This is a genomic window from Halobacillus sp. BBL2006 (assembly GCF_000786645.1).
Classification (GTDB): domain Bacteria; phylum Bacillota; class Bacilli; order Bacillales; family Halobacillaceae; genus Halobacillus.
Genome location: NZ_JRNX01000574.1, coordinates 1 through 11,868, shown reverse-complemented (window position 1 = coordinate 11,868; position 11,868 = coordinate 1). Strand labels below are relative to the sequence as shown.

At 42.4% G+C, this 11,868-nt stretch carries 9 protein-coding genes; 6 read left to right on the top strand and 3 right to left on the bottom strand.

The genetic code is table 11. From position 1 onward, the window contains the following. Positions 1 to 94: 94 nt before the first annotated feature. Positions 95 to 940, bottom strand: coding sequence for a TetR/AcrR family transcriptional regulator (locus LD39_RS16170; protein WP_035549746.1), 846 nt, complete (start codon positions 938 to 940; stop codon positions 95 to 97). A gap of 148 nt (positions 941 to 1,088) precedes the next feature. Here LD39_RS16170 and LD39_RS16165 point away from each other — a divergent pair, with 148 nt between their 5' ends. Continuing rightward, positions 1,089 to 4,250 (top strand): efflux RND transporter permease subunit, encoded by a 3,162-nt coding sequence (locus tag LD39_RS16165; protein WP_035549743.1) that lies wholly within the window; start codon positions 1,089 to 1,091, stop codon positions 4,248 to 4,250. Between the two features lie 92 nt (positions 4,251 to 4,342). Then, positions 4,343 to 5,308 (top strand): NAD(P)/FAD-dependent oxidoreductase, encoded by a 966-nt coding sequence (locus tag LD39_RS16160; RefSeq protein WP_035549741.1) that lies wholly within the window; start codon positions 4,343 to 4,345, stop codon positions 5,306 to 5,308. A 72-nt stretch (positions 5,309 to 5,380) separates the two neighbouring features. Here the strand turns inward: LD39_RS16160 and rarD are convergent, their stop codons facing one another. Both rarD and LD39_RS16150 read right to left on the bottom strand, forming a co-directional pair. Beyond that, complete coding sequence (rarD, locus tag LD39_RS16155; protein WP_035549735.1) at positions 5,381 to 6,286, bottom strand: EamA family transporter RarD; 906 nt, start codon at positions 6,284 to 6,286, stop codon at positions 5,381 to 5,383. A gap of 144 nt (positions 6,287 to 6,430) precedes the next feature. Next, complete coding sequence (locus LD39_RS16150; RefSeq protein WP_035549732.1) at positions 6,431 to 8,026, bottom strand: FAD-dependent oxidoreductase; 1,596 nt, start codon at positions 8,024 to 8,026, stop codon at positions 6,431 to 6,433. 141 nt (positions 8,027 to 8,167) lie between these two features. Between LD39_RS16150 and LD39_RS16145 the strand changes: the two genes are divergently transcribed. From LD39_RS16145 to LD39_RS16130, 4 genes are all read left to right on the top strand, one after another. Further along, entirely contained in the window at positions 8,168 to 9,424 is a 1,257-nt protein-coding gene (locus LD39_RS16145; protein ID WP_035549730.1) for an EAL and HDOD domain-containing protein, read from the top strand. A gap of 106 nt (positions 9,425 to 9,530) precedes the next feature. Further along, positions 9,531 to 9,959, top strand: coding sequence for a MarR family winged helix-turn-helix transcriptional regulator (locus LD39_RS16140; RefSeq protein WP_035549726.1), 429 nt, complete (start codon positions 9,531 to 9,533; stop codon positions 9,957 to 9,959). Further along, positions 9,953 to 11,158, top strand: a complete 1,206-nt coding sequence (locus LD39_RS16135) for an MFS transporter (protein ID WP_197061445.1) — start codon at positions 9,953 to 9,955, stop codon at positions 11,156 to 11,158. Before LD39_RS16140 ends, LD39_RS16135 begins: the two co-directional genes overlap by 7 nt. A 100-nt stretch (positions 11,159 to 11,258) precedes the next feature. Beyond that, on the top strand, positions 11,259 to 11,868 hold a 610-nt coding region (locus tag LD39_RS16130; RefSeq protein WP_035549720.1), incomplete at its 3' end, for an aminotransferase class I/II-fold pyridoxal phosphate-dependent enzyme.

Sequence of the window (11,868 nt, the reverse complement as noted above, 5' to 3'; positions counted from 1 at the left end):
CCCCGCCACCATCCTCTCACATAAAAGTCTCGAAACTGAGTCTTCAACAATCAGGAGCTTTAATTGGATATGAAAAATCAGTTCAGCCGTTCTTTTAAAGTTGAAAGTATGTTCGAATTTGGCTGGCAATGCCCTGGTGATCTTTCGTTTCTTCCAAGTTAGAGAGCATACCTTTGATAATGGCAGGACGAGGGTCGTTCTTTTGCAGCTCATCAAGCAATACAGTAATCGTATCCTTGATCTCACCGCTCGTACGCTCTTTAAGATCGCTTAATGTTTGAATCACTTCATCCAACTCATATTGATAATAATCTTTAGGTATCACCTGGGACATGACCTCTTCAGTAATGACCGGATGGTCACCATTTTGTTTAAACCCATCTACAATATAATCTGTCCGCCTCAACATGGCTTCTGACAAGGCCTCAAAATCTAGTTTTGCGTTTTCAATGATGATAAGGTCCATAAATCCCTTAAATATGCCTTGAAGCAGCAGGCTGATCTCCCAAATGATCGATTCCACTTCTCTCCCATAAATGGCTAATAGATGACGTTTGTAAAAAATATAAGAATTAAAGCGGGTTTTCTTTAAGAATTCATCGATATTCTCATTAAAAGGAATGGTTTGTTCTCTAATTTGCATAATGATGAATTCACGATGCTCCGCAACCTCTTCAAAGGTAATTTGCATTTGTTTAATAAACTTTGTTCGAGCATCTAAATCAAGAGATTGAATCTCGTCAATCTTATTCTGTATTCTTTCAAAGTAGTAGTTGAAGATTTCCAGGAGGAGCGCATCCTTGGATTTGAAATGCAGATAGAATGCTCCTTTTGAGATTCCGCTCTCATTAGCTATTTCTTGCACAGATGTAGAGCTGAATCCTTTTTTTGCAAACAATTTGATAGATTGCTTTATAATGTGAATCGACTTATGTTCCATATTTATTACTCCTAACTTTTATCACGGATGTTCATTTGAGAATTCTAAACGAACATATTCAAAGCATTACCTCTTGACATATGACTGGGTGGTCATTAGTATTATATGTGATTCTGACTACGCGGTCAACTTAGGGGGGAAAGCATATATGAAAGGCATCATCAACTTTTCGATGAATAACAAATTCGCCATTTGGTTAATGACGATCATCATTACAATAGCGGGTTTATATTCAGGTTTAAATATGAAATTAGAAACGATACCTGATATCGAACCACCAATCATTACAGTTACAACCGTTTATCCAGGAGCTACGCCTGAAGAAGTTGCAGATCAAATTTCTGAGCCATTGGAACAACAAGTCAGTAATTTGGGCGGAGTGAAAACAGTCAGCTCCACCTCTTACCAGAATGCTTCTTCTCTTCAGCTTGAATATAGTTTTGATAAAAGTTTAGACGAAGCAGAGGATGAATTGCAAGAGGCGGTCAATAAAGTTGAATTGCCTGACGCAGCACAAGAACCATCTGTTTCCCGTTTAAACTTCAATGCATTTCCTGTAGTTAGTTTAAGTGCGGTTAACGGAGATCAATCATTAGAGCAATTAACCACGACTGTAGAGGAAGAAATTGTCCCCGCTCTGGAAGGACTGGAAGGCGTGGCGGAAGTCCAGGTGTCCGGCCAGCAAGTTCAAGAAGTGCGAATTGATTTGGACGAATCGGCACTGGAAGAACGTGGCATGGATGCGGAAACCGTTACGAACTTAATTAAAGGATCGGATGTGTCCTTCCCGTTAGGGTTATATAAATTTGATGATACAGAGAAATCAGTTGTATTAAATGGTGATCTGACGAGTGTAGAGGAGCTGGAGAATTTAGAAATCCCAGCAATTCCCGGCCAATCTGGGCAAACTCAAAGCCAGGGAGCCCCTTCGCAAAGTCAAGAAACTTCTCCACAGGGCCAATTCGGCCAAAGTCAGCCATCTGGACAACAGGCATCTCAAGCAGCGACGGTTCAAATTCCTACCGTTCAATTAAAAGATATCGCTGATATTGAGGTTGTTGGAGAAGCAGAGTCGATCTCACGAACAAATGGTGAGGACTCGATCACATTGCAAGTTGTAAAATCGCAAGAAGCGAATACAGTGGATGTCGTAAATGCAGTGAAAGATGAGACGGCTAGTTTTGAAGGAGACTTGGATGGAGTGGAATTCATATATTCCTTCGACCAAGGAGAGCCGATCGAAGAATCTGTCAGCACAATGCTCAATAAAGCATTATTCGGCGGCCTATTTGCTGTTATTGTAATTCTCTTGTTTTTACGTAATTTCAAAACAACCATCATTTCCATTATTTCGATACCATTATCCCTTCTTATCGCGATCTTGTTCTTAAAGCAGATGGATATTACGTTGAACATCATGACATTAGGAGCTATGACCGTGGCAATCGGAAGGGTCGTGGATGACTCTATTGTCGTAGTAGAAAATATTTACCGACGAATGTCCTTGCCAGGGGAGAAATTAGCAGGCAGAGATCTAATAAGGTCAGCAACGCGCGAAATGTTCATGCCGATTTTATCTTCTACTCTAGTGACGATTGCTGTATTTCTTCCATTAGGATTGGTAGAAGGAACGGTAGGGCAAATCTTCCTGCCATTCGCTTTGACGGTAGTCTTTGCATTGCTTGCTTCCTTGTTAGTAGCAATTACCATTGTGCCGATGCTATCTCATACACTTCTAAAGAGATCAAAAATCAAGCAAGTGAAGCATGAAGAAGGCGGAGGTCGCCTTGCGAAAATTTATCGCTCTGTGCTCACAAGCACATTGAATCATAAGATTATCTCTACACTTATAGCAATAGGGGTTCTTGTAGGAAGCATTGCTTTAGTCCCTCTAGTAGGAACTAGTTTTCTGCCAGATCAAGAACAAAAGATGGTGATGGCAACTTATAGCCCAGAACCAGGACAAACGCTTGAAGATGTAGAGAATATCGCCATGGATGCTCAGGAGTTCTTTGAAGGTCGTGAAGGTGCAAATACGATCCAATATTCTGTAGGCGGGGAAAACCCGATGAGCCCAGGAGCTTCCAATCAAGCTGTCTTTTATGTTGAGTACGCCGATGATACGGAGAACTTCTCAGAAGAAACACAGAAGGTCATTGATGGCTTGAACAAAGAGACTGAAAAAGGGGAATGGGCTAGCCAGGACTTCTCTGGTGCCGGCTCAAGCAGTGGTCTTGAATTAAGGATCTACGGTGATGATACGGAACAAATCAAGCCGGTCGTAGCTGATGTAGAAGAGCTTTTATCTGATCAAGAGAATCTTAGAAATATCGATTCCAGCCTCTCTGAGTCCTATGAAGAGTATACGTTAGTGGCTGACCATGACAAATTGAGTGAGCTCGGTCTGACAGCAGGTCAGCTTGGGATGGAACTGAATCAAAATAGAGAACGTCCCGTAATTACGACAGTTCAACAAGACGGAGAAGAAGTTAACGTTTACCTTGAGGTGCAAGAAGAAGAGTATAGTGGCATAGAGGATCTGACTGAACGTGAGATTCAAACACCGACGGGTCAATCCGTTGCGATCAGTGAGGTCGTAGATGTGGAAGAAGGAACTACAGCTGATACGATTACTCGCCGTGACGGACGTGTTTATGCAAGTGTCAGTGCGGAGATTACTGTCGATGATGTCGGTTCTGTATCTTCAAGTGTGAACGAGAAAGTACAAGATATCGAAACGCCTTCAGGTGTAGAGATCACTCAAGGCGGGGTAGCAGAGGATATCAATGAATCCTTTACACAGCTTGGTCTTGCCATGTTGGCAGCGATCGCGATTGTGTACTTGATCTTAGTCATCTTCTTCGGTGGAGGATTAGCACCGCTTGCTATCTTATTCGCCCTGCCGTTCACGATCATTGGTGCTGTGCTGGGTCTCTTAATCAGTGGAGAAACCTTAAGCATTTCGGCTATGATTGGGGCGCTCATGTTAATCGGTATCGTTGTTACGAATGCGATTGTTCTGATCGACCGTGTTATTCATAAAGAAAAAGAAGGATTTTCGACAAGAGAAGCGCTTATCGATGCAGGAATGACACGTCTGCGACCGATTTTGATGACGGCGCTTGCGACAATCGGAGCTCTGCTGCCACTTGCATTAGGCTTTGAAGGGGGCTCAATTATCAGTAAAGGCTTAGGTGTAACAGTCATTGGGGGGCTCGCAAGCTCCACACTTCTGACCTTACTGATTGTGCCATTGGCATACGAAGTGCTCAGTAAAATTCGTCGAAAGAAAAAAGTGAAAGAAGCTTAGAACATTTGGTAAAATAAGAACATCTCCTAATCGGAGGTGTTCTTTTCTTTATGAAGGGAACAGTCAGAATAATCAACGTGGAGGTGATGGGGATGGAGCACTATGAAGTTACAATTGTAGGTGCAGGTCTGTCTGGAATCACTGCAGCTAGACGTTTGCATAAACAAGGAAGAACGAATTTTTTATTGGTAGATAAAGGGAAGAGTGTAGGCGGACGCTTGGCCACTAGAAGAGTGGCGGATGGTAAAGCCGATCATGGGGCACAATTCTTCACAGTAAGAACGGATGAATTGGATGAAGAAGTGCAGCATTGGTTGAAAGAAAATTGGATCAAGCACTGGTTCGGTAAGCCGTATCCTCGCTATACAGCAGTGGATGGAATGAACAGTCTGGCGAAGCATTTAGCCAAAGGTATCCGTACGTCATTACATACAAAAATCACTCAAATCGTCAAATACCCTGACGGCTACCGTTTGTATGATGACAAAATGAACGTATGGAAGTCAGACAAAGTTTTATTGACCATGCCAGTTCCCCAAGTTCTGGAATTATTGAAAGCGAGCGATGTACAAGTTGTGCACTCAGAGATGAAAAAGTTGAAGAGTATCTTATTTGAACCTACCTATGTAGGAATCTACCATTTTCGTTCACCGACGAGTTTGCCTGAGGATGGGCACTTGGATCAGGATTTGCCTCAGGGTGTCGAGCGAGTTGTCGACCATCAGAAAAAAGGGATATCCAATGATACTCTTGTAAGCGTTTATATGAATGGTGATTGGTCGCGGAGACATTATGGGGAAGATTACGTTCGGACATTGATCAAAGAAAAGGTCGAACGTCTCTTCGATTGGTCAGAATTAGAATCGGAGCAGTTGAAACGCTGGAGATACGCACAAGCTAAAAAAGTCCTTCATGAACCTTATTTGGATTTATCTGGTGATGGCTCACTCGTTGTTGCAGGGGATGCTTTCCTTCGTGAAAATGACGAGGCTGGACGGACACGATTTGAAAGTGCTTATCTGTCAGGAAAAGATGCTGCCGCTTATTTGAGCTGGTAGAAATAGAAAGAAGCGTCTTCTCTTGTTGAAGAGAAGGCGCTTTTGTTTGTTTTCATCTTTTGTGCCTTAGTGTTAAATCGCTTTCGCTTCATATTTCTTAAGTCGCTTCATTCGTGTAACCGTGTAAACGGCAAGCCCAGCCCAAATCAATGTAAAAGAAATGACGTGGACATTTGTGAAAGGCTCGTTGTACATAAATACACCAATGAACAGCATAATCGTAGGAGCAAAATACTGGAGAAATCCGACCATTGATAAAGGAATTCTTTTTGCTCCGGCTGAAAATAACAATAATGGAATGGCTGTCACGATGCCTGCACCGAAAACGAGTACAGTGGTGAGGGAAATCCAGTCCACTTGTGCCCATTGCCCCGCTTGCTGTGTGTATAGATAGACGAGAGCGACTGGTGTAACAATCAAGGTTTCAATAGTCAACCCGAACATCGCATTCAAGGGGACAAGCTTTTTCAGTAATCCGTAGGACCCAAAACTGAAGGCTAAAAGGAGGGCGATCCACGGTACAGAACCGAAATGGACCGTCATGTAAAAAACTCCAGTACCCGCTAATAAAAAGGCGACCCATTGTGCTTTGGAGAATGTTTCCTTCAAAACGATCATGCCTAAGAGAATACTGACAAGTGGGTTGATATAGTATCCTAAGCTTGCTTCAACCACATGATTGGTGTTGACTGCCCATATATACGTCACCCAGTTGATGCTGATCGTAATCGCGGCCAGGGTAATCCCAACCATGCGTTTTTTGTTCTTGATAATCATACGGCATTCTTCCAGGAAAGCACGCTGTTTCTTAGCGGCGAGAACAACGATTCCCATAAAAATAAATGACCAGACAATCCGGTGAGCTAGAATTTCAAATGCAGGAATCTGCTGAACCAACTTCCAATAAATTGGTAAAAAACCCCATAATATATAGGCGCCTGCCGTATAGAAGACGCCTAACTTCTGTTCATTGACCATGATGATAACCCTCTCAAATGTATGTATTGTATTTATTTCATATTCTAGACTCATCCACACCATATGAAAACAAAAATGCACTGAACACAAAAAGGCTGTCGATAAGTCTCGACAGCCTAACCTTTTCATACTCAGTGTTGGAAATTAAGGTTGATCTTGTTGACCTTGGTCTTCATACATTTTCTTTATATCCATGAGGGAGCGGGGAGACGGTTTCTCAAGTGAGATTTTCATAAGCGGCTGATCAGCAGGTCCTTCTACGACAGTACCGTCGAAGGAAAATCGTGAACCATGACACGGGCAATCCCACGTATGTTCGGCACTATTCCACTCTACCTCACATCCCATATGAGTACAGGTCGTATCAAGTAAGTGGAGTTCACCATCTTCATCCTTGAATGCTCCTGCCCGTTCGCCTCTCCATTGCACGACTTTTCCTTCACCTTTTTTGATCCGATCAGGACGGTCTCCTACCAATTCGAGCTTCCCTTCAACTAAGTGAACGGCCACATCAAAGTTTTGCGAAAGAAACTGCTTCATGCTTGGATCCGCTTTAAACCTTGAAGGCTTGAACAATTCGTGGAAAAGAGATTCTTCTCCTAATACATAATTGCTCAACAATTGAGCTGCCAATGTACCATTCGTCATGCCCCATTTTCTGAACCCTGTAGCGATCAGTACTCGATTGTTCTTTTTGGTAATCGGTCCGATGTAAGGGACCTTATCCAAGGTCGTCAAATCCTGGGCTGACCACTGGAACAATTTCTCCCTAATACCGAATGTCTGAGCGGCAAATTCTTCAATGGCGCGGTAGTGAAAAGAAGTATCAATGCCATCACCTGTCTTGTGATTTTCTCCTCCGACCAATAAAATCGGTTTTCCGTTGTATTCGGCAGACCGGATGGTACGCTTCGGTTCATCGATCGATACATACATTCCTGGTGGAATCTCACGCTCTGGTTCAATGGCCATCAGATAGGATCTTTCAGCATACATGCGGCTAAAGTAGAAGCCTTTCCCATCGTAGAAAGGAAAGTGACTGCATGAGATGGCATGGCTGCAGGTCACTATTGAACCATTTCCTGTCTCTACCTGAAGGGTTTCACCTTCTTTTAAATCCGTAGCTTTCGTCCCTTCAAAAATTTGTCCCCCTAATTCGATGAAGCGATCAACGAGAGCTGTTAAGTATTTAATTGGGTGGAACCTTGCCTGATTCTTCATGACAAGCGTTCTCGTCGCTTCCATTTCAAATGGAAGAGCTTCTGTCATTTCTCCTGGGATATCCAATTTTTGATAGGCTTCATACTCGTTGGCGACTTTTTCCGCCCCTTTATCCGTAGTTGAGAATAGACAGGCATCCTCTTTTTTCCAATCACAGTCGATCTTGTATTTCTCAATCGTTTCTTCTATAAATCCGAAAGCGTTCATCTGCGCTTGATAATAAAGGGAGGCTTTATCCATTCCGAAGTGTTTAATTAGTTCGTGATAGATTAATCCGTGCTGGGCGGTGACTTTGGCTGTCGTATGACCGGTCGTTCCGTTAAGGATCCGATCAGCTTCCAGCAAAACAACTTGTTTGCCCGCTTTCGCTAATAGATAAGCAGTCGTAATTCCGGTAATCCCTCCACCAACAACGACAATATCAGCAGAAGTGTTTTCTTCCATTGAATCAAATGTTGGTAATTCAGTATCTTGGCGCCACATAGGTTCAGGGCGTGTCCAATTTTGGTTGTGGTCCATAAAATCCCTCCTCAATGACTCTTTTACTCAGTCTTTCCCCTTTGACTATTTTCATGTATTTAATCACTGTAAAAATTAACAATAATTCGGTTATATAGTATAATAATGGTCATGATTGTGTCAGATGAAGGGGGCGTGAGGATGGAAGTATTCGTTGCCAGGCAGCCTATTTTGAAAGCCAATGAAGAGGTCTACGCCTATGAGTTATTGTATCGGAATAGTAAGGATAACCGGTTTACCCCAATTGATCCGAATCAGGCCACTTCTGAGGTGTTGATGAATAGTTTCCTTACGATCGGTTTAAGGCGTCTCTCTCAGAACAAACCTTGCTTCATCAACTTTACTGAGGATTTGCTGTTAGAGAAAGTGCCAGAGTACTTTGATCCTCAACAACTCGTTGTAGAAATTTTGGAGCATGTCTCCTATAGCATGGGTCTGATCCGTGTTTGTCGAGAATTGAAGAGGCAAGGCTTTCTTATCGCTCTCGATGATATCGTCAGTGTTGAAGAATCTTCAATTATCGAACTTTTGCAATACATAGATATACTGAAAGTCGATATAAGAGAGGTTAATGATAAAGACCGTAAAGAAATCATCAACCTTGCTAAACGGTTTAACATCACGTTATTAGCAGAAAAAGTAGAGACGAGAGATGAGCATCAAACTTGTTTGGCAGAGGGATTTGAACTCTTCCAGGGTTACTATTACAGTAAGCCGGTGGTCATCTCAGGCATGGACATTCCATTCCTGGCTTCTACATATTTTCAAATCATTAAAGAATTATCAGTAGGTGCGAAAGAAGTCAATATTGATAAAGTAACTGAAATATTAGAACAGGACGTGGCTTTAACATACAAATTATTGCGCCTGATTAATTCCTCGATGTACCAGCGGACTGTACCTGTTAAATCCATCAAGCAAGCGGTCATGCTTTTAGGTACTGATACATTGGAAAAGTGGCTTTATGTACTTTCGGTGAAACAAACGAGTTCTTTTTCTTCAACATCCACTCAACTGGTGTTGAAAACAAGCTTACTCCGGGCGAAAATGAGCGAACAGCTATCCATCCGTTTGAGAACGACTAACAAGGCAGAAGGATTCTTCCTTACTGGTTTTCTGTCATTGATTGATGTAATTACAAAGCGGCCAGTGACTGAGATTATTGAAAGTTTGCCATTAGATACGAATATAAAGGTTGCTCTTGAAGGGAAAAGAAACTTTTACCGTGATATTTTAGATACAGTTATGGCTATGGAAAAAGCTGACTTTGAGGAACTTGAGGACCGATTAATTGAACTGGAATTGGGGTTTGATGAGATTTTTGAAATATATGGCCAGGCAATTGCTTGGACGGATCAGCTCTACCAGGAGAATTTCTCTGATCTTGTGCACGAATAGACATCTTTAATTCAGTTATGGTAGACTATTTAAGTTGCTTCCTGAATAAGGAAGTCTTTTTTTTGGTATAACCATTACCTAGGTAACGATTGTGAGGAGGATAACCGTGTCATTGACTTTTTATCATGTTCAACAACTATCTAGAGATCTTAGTCAATATTTAAATCAGTCTTTAGCTGATGAAGAGATCTCCATGTCCCATTGGGCTGTTATTTTTCAGCTGCATCATCACGGGGCAATGACTCAGACTGATCTTAAAAATCGGTTGAATATCGAAGCTCCTCCTTTATCACGTACTTTACGTAAACTAGAACAACTAGGGTACATCCATAAGTCTTCCGGTATGGATAAACGAACGAATGATATCAGCCTTTCAGAGAAAGGGGAGAAGCGTTTTCCGATTTGGCAGGAGGCGATTAAGGAAGCAGAGGGTCGCCTGCGGTCTGGTTTAGGTGAGGAAGGAGAACGGATCCTGGACAGGCAGGTGAGAGAGTTGACGAGAATCATTCGCGAAGAAAGGGGAGGGGGATTTTGAAGGCAAAACAACCACTATGGACAAAGAGCTTTTTAAGTGTATGGTTCAGTAATTTTTTCGTTTTTCTCGTATTCTATTTAATGTTCGTCACCCTCCCAATTTATACAATTGACGTCTTGGAAGTGGACGAAGGACAATCGGGACTTATCATAACCGTTTTCCTGTTGGCAGCTATACTCATTCGCCCTTTGGCTGGTCAATGGATTGATACGATAGGAAGAAAACCGATTGTGATCATTTCTTTATCTTTATTTTTAATTAGCGCCATTTTTTATTTGTTCGTCAATTCATTCGTCCTTATCCTTATTGTGCGCTTTTTACAAGGGATGGGTTTTGGTATGGCTACGACCGTTCTTGGCGCATTGGCTGCTGATGTAGTCCCTGATCAAAGAAAAGGTGAGGGGATGGGATACTTCGCCATGTCCATGAATTTCGCTATGGTGCTCGGTCCTTTTCTGGGATTGACGATTATACACTCTTTTAGTTTTTTCAGCATGTTCATGATCTGCGCTTTATTCGGAGCTGTCGCCTTCACCTCGGGGTTGATGATCAGGATCCCCGCAAACTTTACAGAAAAGCTGAACCCAACTCAAAGTTTCTTGCCACGAATGAATGGACTTTTGGAGAAGTCGATTGTCCCTATCGCTCTGACAGGAGCAGTCATGGCGCTTGCTTACTCAGGGGTTTTATCATTCGTTTCCGTCTATGCTAAAGAGCAGGGACTTGAGGCAGCTGCGAGTTATTTTTTCGTCGTTTATGCTGTTGTACTCCTAATTTCACGGCCCTTTACGGGTAAATGGTTTGATCACTACGGAGAAAATATCGTTGTCATTCCTTCTATTATCCTTTTCGGGATCGGAATGCTCGTTCTAAGTTTTGCAAATTCGGCTCCACTGCTATTAACAGCCGGCGGGTTGATCGGGCTGGGGTGGGGAACGATTGTGCCCAGCTTTCAAACCATTGCGCTGAAGAAGGTGCCGAATCGTGCTGGATCAGCTACCGCTACGTTTTTTACAATCTTTGATATAGGTATTGGAATTGGATCATATGTGGTGGGGGCTATTGCAACAGGCATTGGCTTCTCATCGCTTTACTTTAACAGTTCCTTCATTATTTTTGCGGCTGTCTTCATCTATGTTGCGCTACATGGACGTAAGAAGAGTCCGAGAACATATCTAGAAACAAAATATAGTAATTAAGAAGGAGGTCAACCCCCTCCTTTTTTTGTTAAAATTAACTGAAAACGCTTACAAAACATAAGATATAGGAAAAGAGAAGGGAAATGAAGGGGGAAGAAAGATGGGTGATAAAGGGAAACGTTTAGAAACTTCAATGATTCATAGTCAAGGTGATGATAATGGTCATGGAAGTTTGACTACGCCGATTTACCAAACATCGACGTTTTCGTTTCCATCTGCCTCTGTAGGGGAGAAGCGATTCGCAGGGGAAGATGACGGTTATATTTATACGAGGTTGGGTAATCCGACAGTAAAAACTTTGGAAGATCGAATAGCGACTCTTGAAGGTGGGGAAAAAGCACTCGCTTTTGCATCGGGAATGGCTGCCGTTTCAGCAGTATTGATTGCTTTAACGAAAGCGAATGATCATATCCTGTGTTCCAATGGATTATATGGATGTACGTTTGGACTCCTGACGATGCTGGAAGAGAAGTATAGCATTACCCACGACTTCAGTTTTATGGAGAGTGAAAAGGAATTACGGAGTCGACTGACGGAGAATACGGCTTGTATTTTTATTGAGACGCCGATCAATCCTACGATGAAAATGATTGATTTATCGATGGTAGCACGTGTCGCAAAAGAGTATGAGATTCCGGTCATTGTCGATAACACGTTCTGCACCCCGTACCTGCAACGACCGCTGGAATTAGGGTGCGATGTAGTGATTC

Excerpts from the sequence above, each read along its gene's own strand:
- LD39_RS16170 (WP_035549746.1), bottom strand. The coding sequence starts at position 940 with ATGGAACATAAGTCGATTCACATTATAAAGCAATCTATCAAATTGTTT.
- LD39_RS16165 (WP_035549743.1), top strand. The coding sequence starts at position 1,089 with ATGAAAGGCATCATCAACTTTTCGATGAATAACAAATTCGCCATTTGG.
- LD39_RS16160 (WP_035549741.1), top strand. The coding sequence starts at position 4,343 with ATGGAGCACTATGAAGTTACAATTGTAGGTGCAGGTCTGTCTGGAATC.
- rarD (WP_035549735.1), bottom strand. The coding sequence starts at position 6,286 with ATGGTCAATGAACAGAAGTTAGGCGTCTTCTATACGGCAGGCGCCTAT.
- LD39_RS16150 (WP_035549732.1), bottom strand. The coding sequence starts at position 8,026 with ATGGACCACAACCAAAATTGGACACGCCCTGAACCTATGTGGCGCCAA.
- LD39_RS16145 (WP_035549730.1), top strand. The coding sequence starts at position 8,168 with ATGGAAGTATTCGTTGCCAGGCAGCCTATTTTGAAAGCCAATGAAGAG.